Here is a 23,420-nt window from a genome sequence, read left to right as displayed (position 1 = left end):
GGCGGCAACTTGCGATAATGCGAATAGTTCTCGTTAGCGGCCTTTCCGGCCTTGGAGCGTTCGCCTTGTCGGCTGGTGAGTCGTCCAACCAACTTTTAGTAGGTTCGCTGTATCGCGATCATCGCGACTGGCTGCTCAATTGGCTGCAGCGCTATCAGGCCTGCCCTCACCGCGCCGAGGATTTGAGCCAGGACACCTTTCTGCGCTTGCTCAAACGCACTGACCTGGATGCCGTGCGCGAACCGCGGGCCATGCTGGCGACCATCGCCCGCGGCCTGCTGATCGACCATTTCCGCCGCAGCGCACTGGAGCGCGCCTACCTCGACGAACTGGCGCTGCAACCGGAAGACACGCAGCCCAGCGCCGAAGAGCAGCTTCAGGTCATCGAAGCACTGCGTCAGGTAAACACGCTGCTCGGCGAGCTCTCGGCGAATGCGCGGGCGGCCTTCTTCTATAACCGTCTGGATGGCATGACGCATGGCGAGATCGCCCAGCGCCTCGGCGTTTCGGTCCCTCGCGTGCGTCAGTATCTGGCTCAGGCGCTGCGCCAGTGCTACATCGCGGTGTACGGCGAGCCCACATGAACATGGACCAGCGACCGGTATCGGCCCGTGTGCTCGACGAAGCCATTGCCTGGCAACTGCGCCTCGGTGACGAAACGGCAGGCCCAGAGGTGGATGCCGAGCTCCAGCGCTGGCTGAGCGATAGCGCCGAGCATGCCAAAGCCTGGGCGCAACTGGGCGGCATCGACCAGCAACTGGGCAGCATCAACTCACCCAGCGCGCGACATGCGCTGCAGGTCAGCGCGACGTCCCGGCGACGGCGTGCCTCCGGCCGCGCCTTTCTCGGATTGGCCTTGCTCGGCACGGTGGCGATCGGGCTGGCACTGCAGTCGCAGCCGTTGCCAGTGTGGCTGGCCGATGAGCGCACCGGCAGCGGTGAGCAACAGCGCCTCACGCTGGCCGACCACAGCCATATCCAGCTGAACAGCCGCAGCGCACTGGATGTTCGCTTCGATCAGCAGGAACGCCGACTGTTTCTGCACCGCGGTGAGGTGCTGGTTGAAACCGCACCGGGCAACGACCCGAGACCCTTTATCGTCGAAACCGAACAAGGCGATCTACGCGCGCTCGGCACACGATTCATCGTTCGCCGAGAGGCGGATGCGACCCGCCTGATCGTGCTCCGATCCGCCGTGGCCGCGCTTCCGGGCAGCCTCCAGGCTGGTCGTACCGTGCGGGCTGGCGAGCAGGTGGTGATGCACCGTGACCATCTTGACGACACTCAGGAAGCACCGATCGCCGCAGACGCCTGGAGCCGGGGCATGCTCGTGGTGGAAGACCTGCCATTGGGCGATCTGCTGGCAACACTCGGTGAGTACCGTCACGGCTACCTCGGCCTCGATCCGAGCCTCGAGTCCCTTCGCATCAGTGGCAGCTTTCCGCTACACGACACTGACCGCGCGCTGGCCGCGCTGCCACCCAGCCTGCCGGTGCAGATCGAGCGGCACACCGACTGGTGGGTCAAGGTGGTGCCGGCGCAACCCGTCAGCCGACCGGGCGAGTAGCGGCGGCGCCCATACAGCGACGCTGCAGGCCCGATGAAAATATTTTCAGCTGCCCCTATCACTTTTCATTTCTGATCCGGCCTGATGAATAACTGAGACATATTCCTATTCAGGAGTTATTCACAAATGCCATCGCTTTCACTGTTTCGCCCCAGCCTCCTGGCCGTTGCCATTGCTGTCGCACCGCTGCCCCTATTGGCCCAGGCGCCAAACGGCGAAGCGGCTGTCGGCGAGGTGCGCGAGTATGCCCTGCCCGCCGCGCCGCTGGGCTCGACCCTCAACCGTATCGCCGCCGAAGCGGGACTGGTGCTCAGCATCGACCCGGCGTTGACCCGCGACCGCATGGCCGAGCCGGTCCAAGGCCGCTTCGATGGCCAGGGTGCGCTGCAGGAAGCGCTGCGCGGTACCGGGCTGGAGCTTCGTCAGGAGCCTTCGGGCAGCTTGAGTTTGCAGCAGGCGGCAACCAACGCGATGGCACTGCCGGACGTCACCGTGACCGCAACCGAGGCGCTGGCCGACGGCGGTGAAGCAAGCGGCTACCGCGCCAGCACCGTGCGAAACGTAGGCGCGCTGGGCGGCATGGCGCTCCAGGATGCCCCCTACTCGGTGACGGTGATGTCCTCCGAGCTGATGGACAACATCCAGGCCACCTCCAGCGACGACATCTTCAAGCTCAGCCCCACCACCCAGTTCACCTCCCCAACCAGCGCCGGCTATGCCAGCGCAGTGGCCATTCGCGGATTCAGCGGTGTCGGCAACCTGAGCATCGCCAATGACGGCCTGCGCTTCAGCAACAGCTACGATGGCGGCAACTTCATCGAGGAAATGGAGCGGCTGGAAATCCTCAGCGGTCTGTCCGGCTTCCTCTATGGGCCGGCCAGCCCCGGCGGACTGGTTAACTACGTACTCAAGCGACCCACTGCCGAGCGCTACAACAGCGTGACCTACGGGACCCCCGGCGGCGAGAACCAGTACCTGCATGGCGACTTCGGCGGGCCGATTGACAGCGAAGGGCGCTTTGGCTACCGCGTCAACCTGCTCGCGCAGGACGGAGAAACCGCCATCGACGGACAGGTCGAACGCCGTCACATGGCCAGCCTCGCGCTGGACTGGAACGTCAGCGACGACCTGCTCATCCAGTTCGACGCCTCGCACAAGCAGAGCGAGACGCGGGGCCTTACCAGCTACTGGTACTTCGCCGATCAGGCATTCCGGCCCGATGCTGAAGATCTCGAGAACGACGAGCTCTATAGCCAGCGCTGGGCCTACAACGACAGCCGTCACGACCGCGTCGGCAGCCGCTTCCAGTGGCGCCTGGACGACGTGTTCAGCCTGCGCGGCGCGCTCGGCTACAGCCAATACACCACCGAATACGCCTATACGGGGCCGACCGTGAATTCGGCCGGGGTGTACGTCCAGCCGCTCTACGCCTTCGCCCCGGTCGAAACCGAAGAGACCTCGGGCAACCTGTTCCTCGACGCGGTTTTCGACACCGCGGGTGTCGGCCATGCGATGACCTTCGGTTACCAGGGCAATATCGCCCGGGTTCGCTACAACACCGACTACATCCCATTCCCGGGCCCGCAATATGTGTCGGTAACGCCCGAGGTGCCCTTCAGCGAGCGGCCGCAGGTGGACAAGCCAGCCTACGACCTCGGCGATGGTGACTACCATCTGGCCAGCCGCAGCCAGGCCGACAGTGTGCTGATCGGCGACGTCATCACCTTCAACGAGCAATGGTCGACGATCCTTGGCGTGACGCACTCGCGTATCAAGACCTTCAACGACAACTTCGTCTGGGTCGACGCGTTCGGCAGTGCGCCGGCGATCGAGGACTACAGCGAAACCGAAACCTCGCCCAACGTCTCGCTCGTCTACAAGCCGGTCGAGTGGCTTACCACCTACGTAACCTACATCGAAGGCCTGCAGACCGGTGGCGTAGCGCCGAGTGGCACGAACAACGCCGGGCAGGCGCTGGCGCCGATCGTCAGCGAACAGTACGAAATCGGTGCGAAAGCCGAACTCGGCGGAGCCCTGTTCACCGTTGCGCTGTTCGACATCGAGAAGCCCAACACCTACACCAACGCCGCCAATTTCTTCGTCCAGGATGGCATGCAGCACAACAAGGGCCTGGAGTTCGGCATCACCGGCCACGTGACCCCAGCGCTGACACTGGTGGGCGGCGTCACCCTGCTCGACCCGGTCGTGGAAGGAGCAGCGAATGCTGCCAACGACGGCAACCGGCCGGTCGACGTGGCGCGGCACCTGGCCAAGCTCTACGGCGAATACGCGATATTCGGCGTACCGGGGCTGACGCTCACCGGTGGCGCCTTCTATACCGGCAAGCAGTACACCGACGAGGCCAACGACAACACCATCCCCTCGTTCACCACGTTCGACCTGGGCGGTCGCTATCGCATGCCCTTGGGAGATGACCGAGCCCTGACCTTGCGCGCCAACCTCAGCAACCTGACCGACGAAGAATATTGGCTGAGCAGCCATTACCTTGGGGCACCCCGCACGCTCAAGCTATCGGCGCAGCTGGAGTTCTGATGCGGGCCGCCACCATTCGCCGCTGGTCCTTCATCCACACCTGGACCAGCCTGATCTGCACCCTGTTTCTGCTGATGCTCGCCATCACCGGGCTGCCGTTGATCTTTCACCACGAACTGGAGCATCTGCTTGGCGATGCGCCGGAGCTGCGTGAGATGGCGCCCGGAACGCCACATCTGGATCTGCAACAGCTGGTGACCGCTGCCGAGCGGCACCGCCCGGGTGAGGTCGTGCAGTATTTCGGCTGGGAAGCGGACGAGCCCAACGGTGTCGTGGCGATTACCGCGGCGACGGCCGGCACCGAGCCCAACTCGTCCTATACCTTCATGCTCGATGCACGTACCGGCGAAGCGGTTGAAATGCCGGCGGCCAATGGCGGGCTGATGATGTTCTTCCTGCGCATGCATGTGGACATGTTCGCGGGTTTGCCCGGCAAGCTTCTGCTGGCGTTCATGGGCCTTCTGTTTATCGTGGCGATCATTTCCGGCGTCGTTCTTTATGCGCCGTTCATGCGTCGGCTGCAGTTCGCTCAGGTACGCCATGACCGTTCCAGCCGGACGCGCTGGCTGGACCTGCACAACCTGATCGGTATCGTCACACTCAGCTGGGCCCTGGTGGTAGGCATTACCGGCGTGGTCAGCGCCTGTGCCGACCTGCTGATCGAGGCATGGCGCGCTGAGTCACTGGCGACGATGCTCGCGCCCTACCGTGACGCGCCGCCCCTGACGACCCGCGCCCCGGCCAACGATCTGTTGGAGATCGCCGCCCAGGCAGCGCCGGGTATGCAGCCGGACTTCATCGCCTTCCCGGGGACGCGCTTTTCCAGCGAGCACCACTACACCGTGTTCATGAATGGCAGCAGCCATCTGACTTCGCACCTGCTTACCCCGGTGCTGATCGATGCACAGACGCTGCAGGTCACTGCGGTCGGCGATCGCCCTTGGTACATGGATGCCTTGGGCCTGTCACAACCCCTGCATTTCGGTGACTACGGTGGCCGGCCGATGCAGATCCTCTGGGCCGTGCTCGACGTGCTGACCATCATCGTGCTGGGTAGCGGGCTGTATCTCTGGTGGGTTCGCCGCCGCGGTGCGCAGGCGACAGGCCGCGAGGTGGCCGTATGAGCTGGCGCCAATCGACCTTCAGGCTGCCGGGCCTGCTTGCTGTACTCGGTCTCACTGGCCTTTTCGCCGCGCTGCTGGGGGATGGCTGGTGGGATGTGATGGCCTGGTTCGGCCTCGGCCTGCCAGCGGTTCTCGGCAGTTGGCCGCTGCTGCGCCGGCGACCGGCAGCACCCGCTCAGACTGGGCAACCTTGAATCAAGGAACAAGATTTCCGAGTCTCGACTCGCCGCCCGCTCCGCCCTGCCCTGGCGCCTGAACGCAGCGCCGCGCCCCCATGAGCGGGCGCCGCGTTGCGTTAGCGCCAGATCAATGCCACTGGCTCAGCGCGAGTCGGCACCACAGATCTGTTGGAACAACGGCGAATCGGCCTCCAGCTCGGTCAAGCTGTCTGCTTTGGCCTGACCTGCATCGTTCAACCTGAACATGGCCTTCTCCGTGCAGATCAGCTGATAGCGCTGGCTGGCCACGGTGGAGAGCAGGTGCTGCTTATCGAAGCGATACAGTACAAAGCGAGCGATGCGCCCCTGATCCGTGTCCTGGATTTGCGCATTGGCGCGATCGAGGACCGTGTAGCTCAGAGGCATGGGGTACAGCATGGTCCAGGGGCGCCACAACATTTGCCCCTCTTCGCTCGCAACCACCACGGTCCCGTCCGGCAGGCGAGCCTGTTTGGCTTCGAACCAGGTGTACTCGTAATGGATGGTGTAGCTGAGCATACCCAGACCGGCGAACACCGGAATGATCCACTTCGGCAACCGCTTCCGAGTCAGAGAGCGCAGCAGCAGTGCGATCCCCGCACCCGCGACTGCGGCGACTATTGCAGCGATGAGATGCCAGATCATATTCAGCTTCCTTAAAAAAATCGGGCTTCCAAATGGAAGCCCGACTCTACTTCATCGTCAGACCAGGTCTGACCGTTGACGCATTATCAGTTAGTGATCAAGCGCAGCACCAGCACCCTTGGGGGTACGAACGCTCTCGACCAAATCCTGAATGGCTTGCGGCGGTGCCTCGGTAGCCATCGAGACGGCATAAGCCACGCCGAAGTTCAGCATCGCACCCACGGCACCGAAGGCCTGCGGGGAGATGCCCATCCACCACTGATCAGGGGTGTTCGGAATGCTGGCAGTGCCAGGAATGAAGAACCAGCCCAGGTACAGGAAGATGTACACGGCGGTGGAAATCACACCCACCAGCATGCCGGCTACAGCACCCTTGCTGTTCACACGCTTGGAGAAGATACCCATCATCAGCGCAGGGAACAGACTCGCGGCTGCAAGACCGAACGCCAGCGCCACAACCTGAGCCGCAAAGCCCGGAGGATTCAGGCCCAGCCAGGTCGCCAGCAGAATCGCTGCCGTCATGGACAGGCGAGCGGCCAGCATCTCGTTCTTCTCACTGATTTTCGGATTGATCAGCGTCTTGATCAGGTCATGGCTGATGGCAGAGGAGATCGCCAGCAGCAGACCCGCAGCAGTCGACAGCGCAGCAGCGATAGCACCCGCAGCGATCAGACCGATGACCCAGGCGGGCAGATTGGCGATCTCCGGGTTGGCCAGAACGATGATGTCATTGTTCACGGTCAGCTCGTTGCCGCTCCAGCCACGCTCGGTAGCGGTCGGAGCGAAGGCGGCGTTGGCGTCGTTGTACATCTGCACACGACCGTCGCCGTTCTTGTCTTCCCACTTGATCAGGCCAGTTTGCTCCCAGGTCTGGACCCACTCCGGACGATCTTCATAGCGGATCGCTTCGGCCTTCGGGCCTTCCGGATAGATGGTTTGAACCAGGTTCAGGCGCGCCATGGAGGCAACCGCGGGTGCGGTGAGGTACAGCAACGCGATGAAGACCAGCGTCCAGCCCGCGGACCAACGGGCGTCAGCCACCTTCGGTACGGTGAAGAAGCGGATGATCACGTGCGGCAGACCGGCGGTACCGATCATCAGCGACAGGGTGAACAGGAACATGTTCAGCTTGTTGTCGACGTCGGCGGTGTAGGCGGCGAAGCCAAGGTCGGTAACCACCTGGTTCAACTTGTCGAGCAGCGGCATACCGGATTCGGTATGGGTGCTGAACATCCCGAACATCGGGATCGGGTTGCCCGTCAGCTGCATGGCAATGAACACGGCCGGAATGGTGTAGGCGATGATCAGAACCACGTACTGCGCCACCTGGGTGTAGGTGATGCCCTTCATGCCGCCGAACACCGCGTAGGCGAACACGATGGCAGCCGCGATCCAGATGCCGGCGGAGTTGCTCACTTCCAGGAAGCGAGAGAACGCCACACCAGCACCAGCCATCTGACCGATCACGTAGGTCACGGAGATGAGGATGAGGCAGACGACAGCGACCAGGCGCGCGCCACGGCTGTAGAAGCGATCACCGATGAAGTCCGGTACGGTGAACTTGCCGAATTTGCGCAAGTACGGCGCCAGCAACATCGCCAGCAGCACGTAACCACCGGTCCAGCCCATCAGGTAGACGGAGGTGGCATAACCGCCGGAGGCAATCAGGCCAGCCATGGAAATGAAGGAAGCCGCAGACATCCAGTCTGCTGCCGTTGCCATGCCGTTGGTGACGGGGTGAACACCACCGCCGGCGACATAGAACTCTTTAGTTGACCCGGCGCGAGCCCAGACCGCGATCCCGATATAGAGCAGGAACGAGGCGCCCACGAACAGCATGTTGATCCAATATTGGCTCATTGTGGTTACTCCTCAACCCCGAATTCCTTGTCCAGTTTGTTCAGCCGCCACGCGTAGTGGAAGATGATCAAAATGAACGTGATGATGGAACCCTGTTGAGCGAACCAGAACCCCAGGTCAGTCCCCCCGACCGGGATGCCGGCGAGTAGGGGTCGCAGCAGGATGGCAAAACCATAAGAGACAAGAGCCCATACCACCAGGCTCCAAGTTATGAGGCGAACATTCGCCTTCCAGTACGCAGCAGCATTTGTTTTGTCGCTGTCGGCCATGACGTTCTCCGTCTTATTTTTATTTACGGGTAAAGGGAACCACAGCCTGAATTTACAAGGATGCCCTATCGCTGAATAGCCCCGACTTTAGTCTGACGGTTGTCATTGTGCGACAGTCCGCTTTCAAACAGATGTCCGCCTGATCGCCCCCCTTTCCATACAGCATGTCGCCGCTCGCCCCATCTCGGGCCAAGGCACGGTGTTCGTTTAAAGGCACGCTAGCGCTGCCTGTTACCTGACTTATAAGTCAATGAACAAGCACATGACCGACAAGGCGAACTACCCCAATTAACACGTTCGAATGAACCCTTGAACGAGCCGACCTGAATGGCCGATATATATCAGTTGGCCAAACCCGTTAGGGATCGACATATGGCTGTCATATAACCACTGCCGCACTGAGGTTATTCATTATTTAAATAACCAGTAGTAGATGCGCCAATAGGTACCGGCATCGCCTGTTCACGGCGGACAGCGGAACGCCTGGTTCCGCTGCTCTCGTGTAGCCGAGGCGCAATTGCGCGCTGCTTGCCGCGCTGGGTTCGCGGCGCCTTAACAGGCCGGACGTCCCGCCGTGTACTTCTGCGCCGGGTCGATGGCGGCCTCGAGGTCGCGGATCGCCGTCGCCCCGATCAGCAACGGGTAGCGGAAATGGCTGCGGTCGGTGAGGTTCACCTCGGCCTGATGCAACTGGTCACCGATGCATAGCTGCATCTCCACCACCGGCCGCTCGGCGACATCCGGGCCACGCTCGAGATCGGTATCGTCGTCCGCTTCTTCGGCACGGGTCTTGATCTCGGCCACGCGAGCCAACGGCCGTTCAAAGACGGTGTCGCCAGCCCCTTCGACCGCCAGGCGGAAGCGTACCCACTCCTCGCCGTCACGCTCGAAGCGCTCGATATCGCGAGCCGACAGCGAAGCCGTCATCGCGCCGGTGTCCATCTTGGCCTTGAGCGTCTTGCCGAGATCTTCGACCTTGATCTGTTCATAGCGGCCGAAGAGCGTCGGCTCTGCGGCGATGGCGGGAAGGGATAGTGCACTGAGCAGCAACAACAAGCGGGACAAAACAGCCTCCTGGGAGTATCCACTGACTCCTTTGGGACCCGCTCAGTCTTTATCCGTTCCGCCCAGAACGCGGCTCGCCGGCTGCCACGCGACGACCGCACAGGCCTGTTAGACTGCCCGCCACTTCACCTTGCAGATCACTACCGTGCCCAGTTCAGCCTTCGCCACCCTGCCCCTCAGCGCCGCGACGCTGGCCAACCTCGACGCACTCGGCTACACCGAGATGACACCGATCCAGGCCCAGAGTCTGCCCGTGATGCTCAAGGGCATGGACCTTATCGCCCAGGCCAAGACCGGTAGCGGCAAGACCGCAGCCTTCGGTATCGCCCTGCTCGAGCCGCTCAACCCTCGTTATTTCGGGTGCCAGGCACTGGTGCTGTGCCCGACTCGCGAGCTGGCCGACCAGGTCGCCAAGGAGCTGCGCCGGCTGGCGCGTTCGGCCGACAACATCAAAATCCTCACCCTGTGCGGCGGCGTGTCCATCGGGCCGCAGATCGGCTCGCTGGAGCACGGTGCGCATGTCATCGTTGGCACGCCCGGGCGCGTGCTCGAGCATCTGAACAAAGGCACGCTCAAGCTCGACGGCTTGCGGACACTGGTGCTCGATGAAGCCGACCGCATGCTCGACATGGGCTTCTACGATGCGATAGCCGACATCATCGGCCAGACCCCAGCCAAGCGGCAAACCCTGCTCTTTTCTGCCACCTACCCGGCCGGGATCAAGCAACTCGCATCGGCCTTCATGCGCGACCCGCAGCAAGTCAAGGTCGAAGCCCTGCACGATGACACGCAGATAGAGCAGCGCTTCTACGAGATCGACCCGCAGGACCGCATGCAAGCGGTCATTCGCGTGCTGGCGAGCTTCCGACCCGAGACTTGCGTGGCCTTCTGCTTCACCAAGCAGCAATGCCAGGAGCTGGTCGACGCCCTCGTCGCGAAGGGGATTTCGGCCATGGCGCTCAACGGCGATCTGGAACAGCGTGACCGCGACCAGGTGCTCGCCATGTTCGCCAACCGCAGTCTCTCGGTGCTGGTCGCCACCGATGTCGCGGCGCGCGGGCTGGATATCGACGCGCTGGACATGGTGATCAACGTCGAGCTGGCGCGGGACTCGGAGATTCACATTCACCGCGTCGGACGTACCGGTCGGGCTGGCAAGAAAGGCATCGCTGTCAGCCTGGTAGCGCCTGCCGAAGGCCACCGCGCCCAGGCCATCGAGGATCGGCAAAAGGCACCGCTGAACTGGCAACCGCTGGGCGAGCTGAAAGCTCAGCCGGGCGGACCGCTGCAGCCGCCGATGGTGACGCTCTGCATTGGTGCCGGTCGCAAGGAGAAATTGCGCCCCGGCGACATCCTGGGGGCGCTCACCGGCGATGCGGGCATCCCGGGCACGCAGGTCGGCAAGATCGCGATCTTCGATTTCCAGGCGTTCGTCGCGGTCGAGCGCAGCGTCGCCAAGCAGGCGCTCAATCGCTTGAACGCCGGCAAGATCAAGGGTCGGTCGCTGAAGGTGAGGCAGCTATAAGGCTGGAGGCCAAACTGTCGAGCCAAGGTTCAAGCTGACGTAGGGTGGATCGCGCTTCACCGATCCACCATCCACGGCACCCGGTACACGCGAAACGCAACACCACCCTCAAGCCTACCGCTTGCCGCTTCCCGCCTCCTACAACGACCCGCGCGCCCAAGGACCCCAGATGGCGAAGGTGATCCCGGGGGTCTGGACGTTGACGAACAGGAAGTGGCCGCTCGGGTCGAAGCAGGCGCCGCAGAACTCGCGGTTGCGATAGTCACCACCGGAGACCTTCTTGCCAGCCGCCGCTGCCTGCATATCGTCGAACACCACGTTGTTCTTGGCGAAGATGTACGCCTCGCCCGCCGTGGTCAGCCCCAGCAGACGCTCGCCAAAGCCGTAGTCGTCCTGCACACCGCCGCCATCTTCACAGAGCAGCAAACCGCCGCGTGGGCTGACGGTGATGTTATCGGGGTTGTTGGCGATCTCGGCGTCGGTCGAGGCGAAGAGGCAAGTGAGGCGGTCCGTCGCCAGGTCGTGCATCCACACCGCGCCGCGACCGTAGCCAGCGCGCCCCTGGGCGTCGGTGCCAGCACTGGTATCGACGATGTAGAGCTTGCCCTCGCTGTACCAGATGCCTTCGCCGCGGCTCATGCTCAGACCACCGGCGCGGCGGGACTGGGCAAACGGGCCGCTGCCTTCAGGCTGCGGCTCCAGATCCGGGTTGGGCACTTCCACCCAGTCCAGCTGATAGGTGTCGCCTTGGCTGGGCGCGTGCAGGTCGACGAGCTCACGGCTGCGCACACGCGCAGCCTGCAGGATACCGCCAGCGGCCAGCGAACCGGGCTGCTGGCTGGCATCGGTGGGAATGTAGCGATAGTAGCCGGCGCGGTTGCGCGCATCTTCGGTCAGGTAAACGTAGCTGTTGCGTGGGTCGACGGCGACCGCTTCGTGGGCGAAGCGGCCCATCTGCACGATCGGCTGGCCGGTGGTCAGCGCCGGGTCGGCAGTCACCTCGAAGACGTAACCGTGGGCGCGCCCGCCAACACTGCTGTAATCGACCGTAGTTTCTTCGCACGACAGCCAGGTGCCCCATGGGGTGACACCGCCGGCGCAGTTGGTGCGGGTACCGCCAAGGCTCGGTACGGTACGCACCGGCTGATCGATGCCGCGGGAGAAGTACAGGTTGGTGGTGCCACCGGCCGGACGCTGGCCATTGGACAGCGTGATGCCGTCATACACGCCGCTGGCTTCGATCAGCGGGCCGGTGCTGGCTTCGTGATTGCGCACCAGCACGATCTCGGGTCCCTTTGGCCCCCGCCGAACATCGATGACACCCATGCCGTCGTGGGACGTGGGTACCGGCTGGCCGTTTTCCATCAGGTCACCGGTCCAGGAAAAACTCTTGTACTGAAAACCGTCGGGCAGTTGCAGCAGTTCCAGCCCGGTACTCAAGTCCCGGGTCGGACGCAATGGGCCGTAGCTGCTGCGCACCAGGCCGGCGCCACGTCCTTGGGCATTGCGTGCCGCGAACGCTTGTAACGTGCCGAGAAAGGGGGTGGTGGCGACCACCGCGGCGATGGCACCGCCTTTGAGCAGGTTGCGGCGGCTGGCGTCGTGTTCACGGTTCATGCGTTGTCCTCTGTTATCGGAATGGGAGGGGCGCATGAATGAAGCCAGCCAAATACGGCAGAACGATGACCACGAGATGGCGTTCCGCTAATACGCGACGGAAGGTCGGTATAAGCTTTGCAAAAGCGATCGGTGACGCCAGCCCGCCTCGCACGTCCAATCTCCTCAATCACCAGGTCCGAGCCTACTATGCGTTCACCCTCGCTCAGCCATTCCCTGCGCCGCCTCTGGGCCCTGGAGAAATTCGGCTACAGCCTGCGCGTGCTGATCGCGCTGGCTGGCAGCATGGGCTTGAGCTGGTACCTCGGGGAGCCGAGGATGGCCATCCCGTTGTTCCTCGGCGTGATCGCCAGTGCTCTGGCGGAAACAGACGACAGCTGGCTCGGCCGGCTCACGGCTTTGCTGGTCACGCTGCTGTGCTTCAGCGTGGCCGCCGCTTCGGTGCAACTGCTGTTTCCCTATCCCCTGCTGTTCGTTGCCGGCATGGCCGCGGCGGCGTTTGCACTGGTCATGCTCGGCGCGCTGGGCGAGCGCTACGCCGCGATCGCCCAGGCCACGCTGATCCTCTCCATTTACAGCATGATCGCCGCCGACCAGCGTGCCGCCGACGCCGTGCAACCCTGGCGCGACCCGCTGCTGCTACTTGCCGGGGCGGCCTGCTACGGCTTGCTGTCAGTGCTCTGGAATGCACTGTTCGCGCACCAGCCGGTGCAGCAGAGCCTGGCCAGGCTGTACCGTGAGCTGGGGCGATACTTCAAGCTCAAGGCCTCGTTGTTCGAGCCGGTGCGCCAGCTCGATGTGGAGGACCGTCGGCTGCAACTGGCGCAGCAGAACGGACGCGTGGTCAGCGCCCTGAACGCCACCAAGGAAACCTTGCTGCATCGCCTCGGCAATGGCCGGCCAGGCGCCAAGATCAGCCACTACCTCAAGCTCTACTTCCTCGCTCAGGATCTGCACGAGCGCGTCAGCTCCTCGCACTACCCCTACCAGGCACTGGCCGAGGCGTTCTTCCACAGCGATGTGCTGTTTCGCTGCGCCCGGCTGCTGCGTTTGCAGGGCACCGCCTGCGCCGAGCTGGCCAGTGCCATCCAGCTGCGCCAGCCGTTTCGCTACCACGACGACAACGCCCAGGCACTGGCCGACCTGGAGTCGTCGCTGGCGCACCTGCGTCTGCAGAGCAATCCTGCCTGGCGCGGACTGTTGCGCTCGCTACGCGCGCTGTCGAACAACCTGGCGACCATGCAGCGCCAGCTCGCCAGCGCGAGCAACCCGGATGCGCTGGCCGGCGAGCAGGACAGCAGCTTGCTGGACCGCGACCCGCAGTCGATCCGCGACGCGCTCGCACGCATCCGCCTGCAACTGACGCCGACCTCCTTGCTGTTCCGCCACGCATTGCGCATGAGCCTGGCGTTGGTATGCGGTTACGCGGTGCTACACGCGATCCATCCGGAACAGGGTTACTGGGTGCTGCTGACCACGGTGTTCGTTTGCCAGCCGAACTATGGCGCCACACGCATCAAGCTGGTGCAGCGGGTGACCGGCACCGTGCTTGGCCTGGTGGCCGGCTGGGCGCTGTTCGACCTGTTTCCCAGCCAGCAGATCCAGGCGCTGTTCGCGGTGGTCGCCGGCGTGGCTTTCTTCGCCACCCGCAGCAACCGCTACACGCTGGCCACCGCGGCGATCACGCTGCTGGTGCTGTTCTGTTTCAATCAGGTCGGCGATGGTTACGGGCTGATCTGGCCGCGGCTGATCGACACCCTGCTCGGCAGCCTGATCGCCGCTGCCGCGGTTTTCCTGGTATTGCCGGACTGGCAGGGCCGCCGCCTCAACCTGATGGTCGCCAACACCCTCAGCCGCAGCGCGGACTATCTGCGCCAGATCATGGCCCAGTACGAAAGCGGCAAGCGTGACGACCTCGCCTACCGCCTGGCCCGGCGCAACGCGCACAACGCCGACGCCGCGCTGTCGACCACCTTGTCCAACATGCTGCTCGAACCCGGTCACTTTCGAAAGGACGCCGAAACCGGCTTTCGCTTCCTGATCCTCTCGCACACCTTGCTCAACTACCTCTCGGGCCTGGGCGCACACCGCGAGGGCCTGCCGGACGATGCTCGCGATGAACTGCTGGAGCATGCCGCACAACGATTGGCCAGCAGCCTCGACGAACTGGCGATGGCCCTGCAGCGCGGCCAGCCAGTGGCCGTCTACAGTGAAGACGAACAGGCCTTGGCCCAGCAATTGGAACAGACATCCGAAGACATGGACGACGCTCACCGCCTGGTGCAGACCCAGCTGGCGCTGATCTGCCGTCAACTGGCCCCGCTGCGCAGCATGGCCAGCCACCTGATCCGCCAGTTGCCCGCCCCGCCGAACTAATCCGCGCGCCGCCCAATGGCTGCGAACAGCGCTGCAGCCGCTGAGCCGGCGGAGTACCATGCCGCCTTTTCCAGAGCTGACCGAGGTGCGTGGTGTTGCAAACGGATGTGGTGATAATCGGTGCCGGCGCCGCCGGGCTGATGTGCGCGTTCACGGCAGCGACACGCGGCCGTCGCGTGCTGTTGCTCGACCACACCAACAAAGCCGGCAAGAAGATCCTCATGTCCGGTGGCGGGCGCTGCAATTTCACCAACCTGTACACCGAGCCGGCGAACTTCGTCTCCGGCAACCCGCACTTCTGCAAATCGGCGCTGGCCCGTTACACCCAGTGGGACTTCATCGAGATGGTCGTTCGCCATGGCGTGCCCTATCACGAGAAGAAGCTGGGCCAGTTGTTCTGTGACCATAAATCCAGCGACATCCTCGGCATGCTGCTCGACGAATGCCGGCAGGCCGGCGTCGACATGCGCCTGGACACCGCCGTGCAGAGCATCGAAAAGACCGACGGTGGTTATCGACTGCAAAGCAGTCTCGGCGAGATCAGCTGCCAGTCGCTGGTGATCGCCACGGGGGGCTTGTCGATCCCGACCCTCGGTGCCAGCGGCTTCGGCTATCAGGTTGCGCGTCAGTTCGGGCATCAGGTTCTGCCGACGCGCGCCGGCCTGGTACCGTTCACCATTACCGAGCCGCAGCTCAAGGGGATGTGCGAGGCACTGTCCGGCACATCGGTCGAAGACTGCCTGGTGAGCTGCAACGGCCAGAGCTTTCGCGAAAACATTCTGTTCACCCACCGTGGCCTGTCGGGCCCGGCGATTCTCCAGGTCTCCTCTTACTGGCAGCCCGGCGATACGGTTGAAATCAACCTGCTGCCGCACCTCGATCTACCCCAGTGGCTGGACGAGCAGCGGCTCGAACGGCCCAACACCGAACTCAAGACGCTTCTCGGGGAACTGTTCACCCGCAAGATGGCGGGACTGCTCGCCGAGCACTGGTTCGTCTCCAGGCCGTTGAAGCAATACAGTCAGGCGGAGCTGAACGAGGTGGCACAGCGGCTCGGCAGCTGGCAGCTGGTACCCGCCGGCACCGAAGGTTACCGCACCGCGGAAGTCACGCTGGGCGGCGTCGACACGCGTGAGGTGTCGTCCAAGACCATGGAATCGCAGAAGGCTGCCGGCCTTTATTTCATCGGTGAAGTGCTCGACGTCACCGGGCACCTGGGGGGGTTCAATTTCCAGTGGGCCTGGGCGTCGGGCTACGCGGCAGCCCAGTACGTCTGACGCCGCGTGGCGGTGACCGGCCCGGACGGGCGCGGTGTCACTCGTTGGCCATATTCGAGGGCGGCGAGACTTCGCGCGGCCCGGCCGGGTCGGTCGCGGTGTTTTGATATTCCTGCTGATTCCGGCTGTTGTTGTCCATGGCCGAGCGCTCGTCATCCGGCGAGCAGGCACCGAGCAGCAGCGAAAACGGCACGGCGACCAGGGCTACGATGCATCTGGATTTCATGCGGGTCTCCTGATGGAGGGGGAGCCCGACGCATGGACGCGGCTCCCCGATGAGACAGTGCCTACTGCGACGCGCCAGACGCGTTGCCGGTGGTATTGGGCGCGGTGCCAGCGCCGGACTCGGTGCCCAGACCGCTGCCGTTGCCGGCCGGTGCCGTGTTCATGTCACCCGTGGCGCCGGTGCCCATGCCGGTACCCGTGCCCGTCTCGACGCCCGCACCGGTACCGGTGCCGGTGGTGCCAGCGCCGGTGCCAGTCCCCGTACCGGTGTCGGCTGGTGGCGTAGTGGCTGGTGGCGTCGCCGGTTGCTCGGTGGCTGGCGGCGGCGCCTGCTCACGGTCGGGCTCGTCGGGGCCGCAGCCCGCCAGCAACAGGCCCAGGATGGGGGCGGAAAGATATACGAGTCGCATGGGTCACCTCCTTCAGAAAAGAACCGGCGGACCGCCGGTGACCGCTTGAATGATCAATAGTCAGAGAAGTGGACCCCGGCTGTCGCCAAGAGTGCCTGGCCCGCCCTGGCCGGGCGCCGGACGGCTCGATTCAGTGAGCCAGCGCCGTGCGCTCGGGGCTGGAATGCGGGAGCAGCCGCCAGAGCCCCTCGAAACGCTGCTCACCGCTGAATAGGTCCTGCAACTCGGCGGCAGGCCGCGGGGCGCTGAACCAGAATCCCTGGGCATTTTCGCAGTGTTGCTGGATAAGGAACTGCAGCTGTTCGGGACGCTCGACGCCTTCGGCGACCACCGCCAGGCCGAGGCTGTGGCCAAGGCCGATGATTGCCCGACTGATGGCGACCGAGTCGGCGTCTTCCGGTGCGGCGGCGATGAAGCTGCGGTCCACTTTGAGAATGTCCAGCGGGAACCGTTTCAGGTAGCCGAGCGAGCAATAGCCGGTGCCGAAATCATCCAGCGCCAGCCGCACGCCAAGCGCCGCGATCTCGTGGAGACTGCCGAGCACCAGCTCGCTGTCGTGCATCAGCAGCGTCTCGGTGATCTCCAATACCAGGCTGCTGGGAGGCAAGCCGGTTTCGTCCAGCACCTGCTCCAGCAGCGCGGTGAAACCGGGCTCCTGCAACTGGCGAATCGACAGGTTGACCGTGCAGTAGAGGCGTGACTGCCCAGCCTGTTGCCAGGCGCGAACCTGACGGCATGCCTCACGCAGCACCCATTCGCCGACACGGGTGATTTCGCCGGACTCCTCCAACACCGGAATGAACTCGTTCGGCGCGACCAGCGCACCCTGCTGATGCCAGCGCAGCAGCGCCTCGACACCCGCCAGGTACGTCTGCCCTCGGTCGATCCGGCAGATCGGTTGAAAATGCAGGACGAACTCGTCACGCGCCAGCGCCTGCGCCAGCGCACTTTCCAGTTCCAGCTGACGCGCCGCGGTGGTGTGCAGGCTCTCGCAGAACAAGGCGAACTGGTTCTTGCCGGCCTCCTTGGCACGGTACAGCGCCAGATCCGCAGCTTGCAGCGCATCCAGTGGCTGGCCGTCGCGGTGCAAGGGTGCAATGCCGATACTGGCACTGACCGTCAGGGTACGCTCGTCAAGTTGCAATGGCTGGCGCAAGGCATCGAGCATCCGCTGCGCCACCCGTTCGGCATCGGCTTCGTAGGCCAGATCACCCAGCAGCGCGACGAACTCGTCGCCGCCGAAGCGCGCCAGATGGTCACCGGGGCGCAGACAGCGGGCCAGCCGCCGCGCAACCTCGACCAGCACCCGATCACCGACGCTGTGACCAAGGCTGTCGTTGATCAGCTTGAAGCGGTCCAGGTCGATGAACAACAGCGCCGAGGCGCGGCCATGGTGGCGCCGCTGGGTTTCCAGGAGCAGCTCGTCAAGGTGCAGGCGATTGGCCAGGCCCGTCAGCGAGTCATGCCGGGCGGCATGACGCAGGTGCGCCTCCGCGGTCTTGCGGGCGCTGATGTCCGTCTGCGAACCCGCCATGCGCAGAGCCCCCTGCTCGCAACGTTCGACCACCCCACGCACCAGCACCCACAGATACTCACCGAGGCGGGTCTGGATTCGGTATTCATGGGCCAGCGAGGGGCTCCTGCCCTTGAGATGCGCGCTGATCGCCTCGCGCAGCCCGGGCAGATCATCCGGATGCACCCGTTCAAACCAGTCCCGGCTGCAGAAGCTCGGCTCGGCCTGCATGCCCAGCATGGCGGTCCAACGCTCGGACAGGTGCAACCGGTCGTGCTCGATATCCCACTCCCATATGCCGTCCTCGGAACCCCGCAGCGCGCGTGCCAGCCGCGCCTCGCTCTCCTCCAGCGCCTGCCGCTGGGCGGCACTGTAGGTGTCGATCGCCAGGGTCATGTCAAAAAAGACGATTTTCAGCAGGCTGTCATAGGTGGCCCAGCGCTCGCTGTCGCCCACCAGCAGCTTGAGCATTTCGGACAGGTACAACCGATAGGCGCCCAGGTACCACTCCAGGCCAACTCCGACGCGCTCGTGCACCAGACCGATCAACAGACGGTCCTTCACGTAATCGCGGTTATAGGGGCCGTTCCACAAGCGTCGGTAATAGTCGAGCTGACTGTGCTTGAGACGGACGACGCCTTCCGGGTCGTGGAGAATGGCGGTCGGCGGGCCGAAATGCGCCAGATGCGCGTAAAGCCGGTCGATAAAGCCGCGGTGCGCGGCATCGATGTCCACGGCGGCCTGATTCAGGCGCTGCGCATCGGCCGAACCCCATTGAAGAAAGCGCTTGCGGGTGCGGATTTCCCCGATACCCAGCCCAACCCGTTGCAACAGCTTTTTCAACTCGTCTTCCATGCCCGCCCCTGTCCGCCCATGTCAGTGATTGCCGTTTCCTCGTCGACAGGAAGATCAGGCAAGCGGCAACAACCTCGATGCCATTAGGCCATCAAGGGTCGCAGCGCTTTGCGGGGCGGGCATTGATGCAAGTCAGCGAAGCCGACGAGCCAGGGGGCGCCGAAGGCGAGGCGCCCTGGCTCGACCGGGTCAGGCAGCCTGGCTGGCGAGGAACTCTTTCTTCAGACGGTCTTTCAGTTCGGCCATTTGCTGGCCCATTTCCTCCAGTCGCGCCTGATCGAACAGTTCACGCGCCTTGGGAAACATCTCGGACTCTTCTTCCTCGATGTGATGTTCGAGCAGTTCCTTGCACACCTTGGCGCGCCCGGAAAACTGCACACTCGCAGGGTCGGTCGCCTTGAGGTCGGGCAACACCAGCGAATCCACGGCCCGGTGCTCTTCCTTGGCCTCGTGGAACATCTTCAATTCTTCCTTGCCACCAGCCTCCTTGAAAGCCGGGTAGAGGATCTGCTCTTCCAGCTGGGTATGGACGGTGACTTCCATCTCGAGCTTCTGCAGCAGCTCGGCGCGGGTCTTGACGGCACGCTCGGTGCTTTCGGTCAGGCGCGTCAGGATGTCCTTCACTTTCTCGTGGTCGTCGATCAACAGGTCGATAGCGTTCATAGGGTTTTTCCTCATGGCTTATCAGGGTTGCGACGCACGCCGGCTCTCATGGCCAGTCGGCTCGCCTGCGCTCGAGCGCAGCGGTGCACAAGCGGCCGGACCGCGACAGCGCGGGCCGGCCACCTGTTCATCAGGCGTACTCGTAGGTCGGCAGTCCAGTGCGGCTCTGGCTCTGCAGGCGGGCGATGGCAGGCGACATGCCGGCCTCCAGTGCCAGATCACGGCGGATCGAGCTGATGACCCATTCCAGCTGAATATTGGTCTGGGTCTGCCCCCGGGAAAGGGCACGCTTGATGATGTCGCGATCATCGTTACGCAGCGTCAGCAGCAACCCGCCGTCCGGGCGTGGACAGGTGAGCACTTCGAATTCGGGGAACGCGGCAGAGAGAACTTTTTCAGCGGCAATCATTATTGTGTACTCCAGTTATGGTCCAGCCCCATAGCCAGAGCAGCGTTCGTGCCAACCGCGACAGATCAGCAAATCAAGTAATTTCAGTGACTTGCGTCACATAATAGCGTTTTGCACGCATGCAAAACGCATGAACCGCAGGCAGACGGCATGCATTCTGCTTTGCCAGCCGCCCCTACCGACCGTTGAAATGGCGCTAAGCCTTGCGCCAGACGCTGGCAAGCCAAGGTTGCTGGTCGCGCGGCAAGCCTGCGGGCCGATAGTAATGCTCGAGTTCACTGAAGCCTGCCGAAAGCAGCCGTTGGCGCCAGCTCGGCCAGTCGTACCAGGTGCCGTAGCGTGCTCCGCTCCAGCCCTCCTGGTTGTTGCCACGCGGGTTGGAGCTGAACAACACCCCACCAGGGCGCAGCGCTGCATGCAGCTTCGACAGCACACCATCGATCTCCCGGCTGGGCAGATGAAACAGCACAGCGTTGGCAAAAATGCCGTCAAAGGCCTCGACCGGCAGGTCCAGTTGCAGGAAATCCTGATGCAGCACTTCGCAACCGGACTCACGCCGCGCCATGTGGACGAAGGGCTCGGCACCGTCCAGGCCTACGGCGACGTGCCCGCGTGCGGTGAACGTCTTGAGGTCGCGGCCGGGTCCGCAACCCAGGTCCAGGATTCGAAAGGGGGGTTGACCCTGAATATGCCGCAACAGCGCGTCGATATTCTGGCTGACATCGTGGTCGCGCGTGCCCTCACGAAAGGCCTCGGCATTGGCTCGATAGTCATCCAGGGTCTTTTCGGTGACCGCATGGGCGTTTTCGTCAGGCATGATAGGGCTCCAGTAAGCGACATGAACCGAGCCTAACGATGGCCGGGCCGATTGCCAACGCGCACCGGACGCCCTATCCGCGAGCAAACGCGAGGCGAATGAGGTTTCGACCTGAACTTGCGGAACGCCAGGAGGCTCCAACGTGTTCGCCTGTGCTGGATTAGTGACCGGTCTGAAGTAATGTGTCCCGCGAAAACCATGAGAATCGCTCCAATGAGCAACCCGTCCAGCAAAGTCGTCCTGCTCGTCGAGGACGAACCCCACATTCTTTGCCTGCTATCTGATTATCTGGCGGATGAAGGCTACAAGGTCCTGGAAGCATCGGACGCCACCGAAGCGTTCGAGATCCTGGCGACCAAGCCTCAGCTGGACCTGCTGGTGACCGACTACCGGCTGCCTGGGGGCATCTCGGGCGTGATGATTGCCGAGCCAGCGCTGAAGCTGCGGCCGGAACTGAAAGTCATCTTCATCAGCGGCTACCCGATCGAGATTCACGAATCAGGCAGCCCTATCGCACGCTCGGCACCGATCATCGCCAAGCCCTTTTCGCTGGATACCCTACGCAGCCAGATTCAGCGACTCCTCGCCTGAAGTCGCCGCTCATCCCGGTTTGAACACGCCATAACGCAACGAGCCCGCACAGGGCGGGCTCGTCGTCAGCTCGATGGTTCAGCGGACCTTGGGGTCCAGCTCGCCGCTGGCATAGCGCTGGAACATGCCTTCCAGGGAGATCGGCTTGATCTTCGAGGCATTGCCGGCGGTGCCGAAGGCTTCGTAACGGGCGATGCAGATGTCACGCATGGCGCTGACAGTCTTGGCCAGATACTTGCGCGGGTCGAACTCGCTGGGGTTCTTCGCCATGAACTCACGGATTGCGCCGGTGGAGGCCAGACGCAGATCGGTGTCGATGTTGACCTTGCGTACACCGTACTTGATGCCCTCGACGATCTCCTCGACCGGAACGCCGTAGGTTTCCTTGATGTCACCACCGTACTCGTTGATGATTTTCAGCCACTCCTGCGGGACCGAGGAGGAGCCGTGCATCACCAGATGGGTGTCCGGGATGCGCTGGTGAATCTCCTTGATGCGCTGGATCGACAGGGTGTCGCCGGTTGGCGGCTTGGTGAACTTGTAGGCGCCGTGGCTGGTGCCGATGGCGATGGCCAGGGCATCGACCTTGGTCTTGGCAACGAAGTCCGCGGCCTCTTCCGGATCGGTCAGCAGCTGGCTGTGATCCAGGGTGCCTTCGGCGCCGACACCGTCTTCTTCACCGGCCATGCCGGTTTCCAGCGAGCCCAGGCAACCCAGCTCGCCTTCGACCGACACACCGCAGGCGTGGGCAAAGGCAACGGTCTGCTGAGTCACGCGGACGTTGTATTCATAGTCGGAGGGGGTCTTGCCGTCTTCTTTCAGCGAACCATCCATCATCACCGAGCTGAAGCCCAGCTGGATCGAGCGCTGGCAGATGTCCGGGCTGGTGCCGTGGTCCTGGTGCATGACCACCGGAATGTGCGGGAATTCTTCCACCGCCGCGAGGATCAGGTGGCGCAGGAACGGCGCGCCGGCGTATTTGCGAGCGCCGGCCGAAGCCTGGACGATCACCGGGGAGTCGGTCTTGTCGGCCGCTTCCATGATGGCTCGCATCTGCTCGAGGTTGTTTACGTTGAAGGCCGGCACGCCGTAGCCGAATTCGGCGGCGTGGTCGAGCATCTGGCGCATGCTGATGAGTGCCATGTTTTCCTTTCTCCCGGTTAGGGTCGATTAATCATGTAGAGCCTGCCCCAGGGGCCGGCGGTGTTCAAGCACCGCGCTGTGGCGCGGCATTGTAGTGGCGGACGAGCCAAAAGCCATCAGCTCGGACAAAAACGAGGGGCCCCGCGGGTCGAGCAGCCCGCTCAAAGATTGATCAATGAGGCGCTACAGCCATGGGCCAGCAGCTTGTCGTCGGCGATCCGGTAGACCAATGCCTCGTTCCCCTTGTCGTGGAAGGCCACTACGCCATCGCTATAGAAAGCACCGCGCGTCACCGGTTCCTTGCGGAGGGTATGAACCTGTTCGCTGTTGCCGATTTTCAAGTCGATCGTCTGATGGCCTTCATCGGCATAGCGCCAGGCGATGTCCTGTGGACTCTTGCAGTTCCAACGGATGAACGGGGCATCGGGGCCGGACTGCCAATGGCCGCAACCGCTCAACAGCAGCGCGGCAATCGGGATGAACAGGCCTTTCATCGCTTCTCCTTGCTCATGCGGGTGGGCTCAGGGGCACTCCCGAACGTCCGCGGCGGTTCCGGCGGTGGGATCACCGGTGCTTTGCATCTGTACACGCTGGTCGTTCTGCGCGGTCGGGCTCTGCACCGGCGGCGGATCGAATACCTCACAGGCCGAATCCGGACCGTTCCCGGCGCACCCGGCCAGGCCGAGGCAACAAACAGCGATAGCGGCGTAACGCATGGT

23 protein-coding genes are annotated in these 23,420 nt (G+C 63.4%); 9 read left to right on the top strand and 14 right to left on the bottom strand.

Annotation, left to right across the window (positions count from 1 at the left end):
* Window positions 1–65: 65 nt before the first annotated feature.
* The 5 genes from KVO92_RS13095 to KVO92_RS13075 all read left to right on the top strand — a co-directional run bounded on the left by KVO92_RS13095 (window position 66) and on the right by KVO92_RS13075 (window position 5,438).
* Window positions 66–584, top strand: coding sequence for an RNA polymerase sigma factor (locus KVO92_RS13095; protein WP_217476064.1), 519 nt, complete (start codon window positions 66–68; stop codon window positions 582–584).
* A 2-nt stretch (window positions 585–586) separates the two neighbouring features.
* Window positions 587–1,567 carry a FecR domain-containing protein gene (locus KVO92_RS13090; RefSeq protein WP_217477247.1) on the top strand — a complete coding sequence of 327 codons (981 nt, stop codon included), beginning with the start codon at window positions 587–589 and terminating at the stop codon, window positions 1,565–1,567.
* Between the two features lie 126 nt (window positions 1,568–1,693).
* Window positions 1,694–4,120, top strand: coding sequence for a TonB-dependent receptor (locus KVO92_RS13085; RefSeq protein ID WP_217476063.1), 2,427 nt, complete (start codon window positions 1,694–1,696; stop codon window positions 4,118–4,120).
* Window positions 4,120–5,244, top strand: a complete 1,125-nt coding sequence (locus KVO92_RS13080) for a PepSY-associated TM helix domain-containing protein (RefSeq protein ID WP_217476062.1) — start codon at window positions 4,120–4,122, stop codon at window positions 5,242–5,244. The genes KVO92_RS13085 and KVO92_RS13080 overlap by 1 nt, the downstream gene beginning before the upstream one ends.
* On the top strand, window positions 5,241–5,438 hold the full coding sequence (locus tag KVO92_RS13075) for a hypothetical protein (RefSeq protein WP_217476061.1): 198 nt from the start codon (window positions 5,241–5,243) through the stop codon (window positions 5,436–5,438). The genes KVO92_RS13080 and KVO92_RS13075 overlap by 4 nt, the downstream gene beginning before the upstream one ends.
* 126 nt (window positions 5,439–5,564) lie before the next feature.
* Here KVO92_RS13075 and KVO92_RS13070 read toward each other — a convergent pair whose 3' ends face one another.
* The 4 genes from KVO92_RS13070 to KVO92_RS13055 all read right to left on the bottom strand — a co-directional run bounded on the left by KVO92_RS13070 (window position 5,565) and on the right by KVO92_RS13055 (window position 9,280).
* Window positions 5,565–6,086 carry a hypothetical protein gene (locus KVO92_RS13070; RefSeq protein WP_217476060.1) on the bottom strand — a complete coding sequence of 174 codons (522 nt, stop codon included), beginning with the start codon at window positions 6,084–6,086 and terminating at the stop codon, window positions 5,565–5,567.
* A gap of 90 nt (window positions 6,087–6,176) precedes the next feature.
* Window positions 6,177–7,946, bottom strand: coding sequence for a sodium:solute symporter family protein (locus tag KVO92_RS13065; RefSeq protein WP_217476059.1), 1,770 nt, complete (start codon window positions 7,944–7,946; stop codon window positions 6,177–6,179).
* Window positions 7,947–7,951: 5 nt separating this feature from the next.
* Window positions 7,952–8,215, bottom strand: coding sequence for a DUF4212 domain-containing protein (locus KVO92_RS13060; protein WP_102836722.1), 264 nt, complete (start codon window positions 8,213–8,215; stop codon window positions 7,952–7,954).
* A gap of 552 nt (window positions 8,216–8,767) precedes the next feature.
* Entirely contained in the window at window positions 8,768–9,280 is a 513-nt protein-coding gene (locus KVO92_RS13055) for an ATP-dependent zinc protease (protein ID WP_217476058.1), read from the bottom strand.
* Window positions 9,281–9,425: 145 nt separating this feature from the next.
* On the opposite strand from KVO92_RS13055, the gene dbpA reads away from it, so the two are divergent.
* Entirely contained in the window at window positions 9,426–10,805 is a 1,380-nt protein-coding gene (dbpA, locus tag KVO92_RS13050) for an ATP-dependent RNA helicase DbpA (RefSeq protein WP_217476057.1), read from the top strand.
* 138 nt (window positions 10,806–10,943) lie between these two features.
* On the opposite strand, the gene KVO92_RS13045 is transcribed toward dbpA, so the two are convergent.
* Window positions 10,944–12,422: a PhoX family protein gene (locus KVO92_RS13045; RefSeq protein WP_217476056.1), complete on the bottom strand. Its 1,479-nt coding sequence runs from the start codon at window positions 12,420–12,422 to the stop codon at window positions 10,944–10,946.
* 189 nt (window positions 12,423–12,611) lie between these two features.
* Between KVO92_RS13045 and yccS the strand changes: the two genes are divergently transcribed.
* Entirely contained in the window at window positions 12,612–14,798 is a 2,187-nt protein-coding gene (gene yccS, locus KVO92_RS13040) for a YccS family putative transporter (RefSeq protein ID WP_217476055.1), read from the top strand.
* Window positions 14,799–14,890: 92 nt separating this feature from the next.
* Entirely contained in the window at window positions 14,891–16,075 is a 1,185-nt protein-coding gene (locus KVO92_RS13035) for an NAD(P)/FAD-dependent oxidoreductase (protein WP_212618608.1), read from the top strand.
* A 37-nt stretch (window positions 16,076–16,112) separates the two neighbouring features.
* Here the strand turns inward: KVO92_RS13035 and KVO92_RS13030 are convergent, their stop codons facing one another.
* The 6 genes from KVO92_RS13030 to KVO92_RS13005 all read right to left on the bottom strand — a co-directional run bounded on the left by KVO92_RS13030 (window position 16,113) and on the right by KVO92_RS13005 (window position 20,967).
* Complete coding sequence (locus KVO92_RS13030; protein WP_212618609.1) at window positions 16,113–16,301, bottom strand: hypothetical protein; 189 nt, start codon at window positions 16,299–16,301, stop codon at window positions 16,113–16,115.
* 61 nt (window positions 16,302–16,362) lie between these two features.
* Window positions 16,363–16,710 (bottom strand): hypothetical protein, encoded by a 348-nt coding sequence (locus KVO92_RS13025; protein ID WP_217476054.1) that lies wholly within the window; start codon window positions 16,708–16,710, stop codon window positions 16,363–16,365.
* A gap of 130 nt (window positions 16,711–16,840) precedes the next feature.
* A complete protein-coding gene (locus KVO92_RS13020; RefSeq protein ID WP_217476053.1) occupies window positions 16,841–19,078 on the bottom strand; it encodes a putative bifunctional diguanylate cyclase/phosphodiesterase in 2,238 nt (745 codons plus the stop codon).
* Window positions 19,079–19,267: 189 nt separating this feature from the next.
* A complete protein-coding gene (locus KVO92_RS13015) occupies window positions 19,268–19,741 on the bottom strand; it encodes a hemerythrin domain-containing protein (protein ID WP_217476052.1) in 474 nt (157 codons plus the stop codon).
* Between the two features lie 130 nt (window positions 19,742–19,871).
* Window positions 19,872–20,150 carry a DUF3509 domain-containing protein gene (locus tag KVO92_RS13010; protein WP_217476051.1) on the bottom strand — a complete coding sequence of 93 codons (279 nt, stop codon included), beginning with the start codon at window positions 20,148–20,150 and terminating at the stop codon, window positions 19,872–19,874.
* A 196-nt stretch (window positions 20,151–20,346) separates the two neighbouring features.
* Window positions 20,347–20,967: a class I SAM-dependent methyltransferase gene (locus KVO92_RS13005; RefSeq protein ID WP_217476050.1), complete on the bottom strand. Its 621-nt coding sequence runs from the start codon at window positions 20,965–20,967 to the stop codon at window positions 20,347–20,349.
* A 213-nt stretch (window positions 20,968–21,180) separates the two neighbouring features.
* On the opposite strand from KVO92_RS13005, the gene KVO92_RS13000 reads away from it, so the two are divergent.
* On the top strand, window positions 21,181–21,558 hold the full coding sequence (locus tag KVO92_RS13000) for a response regulator (protein ID WP_021205985.1): 378 nt from the start codon (window positions 21,181–21,183) through the stop codon (window positions 21,556–21,558).
* 78 nt (window positions 21,559–21,636) lie between these two features.
* Here KVO92_RS13000 and fba read toward each other — a convergent pair whose 3' ends face one another.
* The 3 genes from fba to KVO92_RS12985 all read right to left on the bottom strand — a co-directional run bounded on the left by fba (window position 21,637) and on the right by KVO92_RS12985 (window position 23,417).
* Entirely contained in the window at window positions 21,637–22,701 is a 1,065-nt protein-coding gene (gene fba / locus KVO92_RS12995; protein ID WP_217476049.1) for a class II fructose-bisphosphate aldolase, read from the bottom strand.
* Window positions 22,702–22,862: 161 nt separating this feature from the next.
* On the bottom strand, window positions 22,863–23,195 hold the full coding sequence (locus KVO92_RS12990; RefSeq protein ID WP_217476048.1) for an MliC family protein: 333 nt from the start codon (window positions 23,193–23,195) through the stop codon (window positions 22,863–22,865).
* 27 nt (window positions 23,196–23,222) lie between these two features.
* The gene (locus tag KVO92_RS12985) at window positions 23,223–23,417 is read right to left on the bottom strand and encodes a hypothetical protein (RefSeq protein ID WP_217476047.1); all 195 of its coding nucleotides are present in this window, start codon (window positions 23,415–23,417) and stop codon (window positions 23,223–23,225) included.
* Window positions 23,418–23,420 lie beyond the last annotated feature (3 nt).

The organism is Stutzerimonas stutzeri (assembly GCF_019090095.1).
GTDB lineage: Bacteria > Pseudomonadota > Gammaproteobacteria > Pseudomonadales > Pseudomonadaceae > Stutzerimonas > Stutzerimonas stutzeri_AN.
Note: the sequence above shows the minus strand (reverse complement) of the source record. Positions and strands in the feature narration are given on the sequence as shown.

Excerpts from the sequence above, each read along its gene's own strand:
- KVO92_RS13090 (WP_217477247.1), top strand. The coding sequence starts at position 587 with ATGGACCAGCGACCGGTATCGGCCCGTGTGCTCGACGAAGCCATTGCC.
- KVO92_RS13085 (WP_217476063.1), top strand. The coding sequence starts at position 1,694 with ATGCCATCGCTTTCACTGTTTCGCCCCAGCCTCCTGGCCGTTGCCATT.
- KVO92_RS13080 (WP_217476062.1), top strand. The coding sequence starts at position 4,120 with ATGCGGGCCGCCACCATTCGCCGCTGGTCCTTCATCCACACCTGGACC.
- KVO92_RS13075 (WP_217476061.1), top strand. The coding sequence starts at position 5,241 with ATGAGCTGGCGCCAATCGACCTTCAGGCTGCCGGGCCTGCTTGCTGTA.
- KVO92_RS13070 (WP_217476060.1), bottom strand. The coding sequence starts at position 6,086 with ATGATCTGGCATCTCATCGCTGCAATAGTCGCCGCAGTCGCGGGTGCG.
- KVO92_RS13065 (WP_217476059.1), bottom strand. The coding sequence starts at position 7,946 with ATGAGCCAATATTGGATCAACATGCTGTTCGTGGGCGCCTCGTTCCTG.
- KVO92_RS13060 (WP_102836722.1), bottom strand. The coding sequence starts at position 8,215 with ATGGCCGACAGCGACAAAACAAATGCTGCTGCGTACTGGAAGGCGAAT.
- KVO92_RS13045 (WP_217476056.1), bottom strand. The coding sequence starts at position 12,422 with ATGAACCGTGAACACGACGCCAGCCGCCGCAACCTGCTCAAAGGCGGT.
- yccS (WP_217476055.1), top strand. The coding sequence starts at position 12,612 with ATGCGTTCACCCTCGCTCAGCCATTCCCTGCGCCGCCTCTGGGCCCTG.
- KVO92_RS13030 (WP_212618609.1), bottom strand. The coding sequence starts at position 16,301 with ATGAAATCCAGATGCATCGTAGCCCTGGTCGCCGTGCCGTTTTCGCTG.
- KVO92_RS13025 (WP_217476054.1), bottom strand. The coding sequence starts at position 16,710 with ATGCGACTCGTATATCTTTCCGCCCCCATCCTGGGCCTGTTGCTGGCG.
- KVO92_RS13020 (WP_217476053.1), bottom strand. The coding sequence starts at position 19,078 with ATGGAAGACGAGTTGAAAAAGCTGTTGCAACGGGTTGGGCTGGGTATC.
- KVO92_RS13015 (WP_217476052.1), bottom strand. The coding sequence starts at position 19,741 with ATGAACGCTATCGACCTGTTGATCGACGACCACGAGAAAGTGAAGGAC.
- KVO92_RS13010 (WP_217476051.1), bottom strand. The coding sequence starts at position 20,150 with ATGATTGCCGCTGAAAAAGTTCTCTCTGCCGCGTTCCCCGAATTCGAA.
- KVO92_RS13005 (WP_217476050.1), bottom strand. The coding sequence starts at position 20,967 with ATGCCTGACGAAAACGCCCATGCGGTCACCGAAAAGACCCTGGATGAC.
- KVO92_RS13000 (WP_021205985.1), top strand. The coding sequence starts at position 21,181 with ATGAGCAACCCGTCCAGCAAAGTCGTCCTGCTCGTCGAGGACGAACCC.
- fba (WP_217476049.1), bottom strand. The coding sequence starts at position 22,701 with ATGGCACTCATCAGCATGCGCCAGATGCTCGACCACGCCGCCGAATTC.
- KVO92_RS12990 (WP_217476048.1), bottom strand. The coding sequence starts at position 23,195 with ATGAAAGGCCTGTTCATCCCGATTGCCGCGCTGCTGTTGAGCGGTTGC.
- KVO92_RS12985 (WP_217476047.1), bottom strand. The coding sequence starts at position 23,417 with ATGCGTTACGCCGCTATCGCTGTTTGTTGCCTCGGCCTGGCCGGGTGC.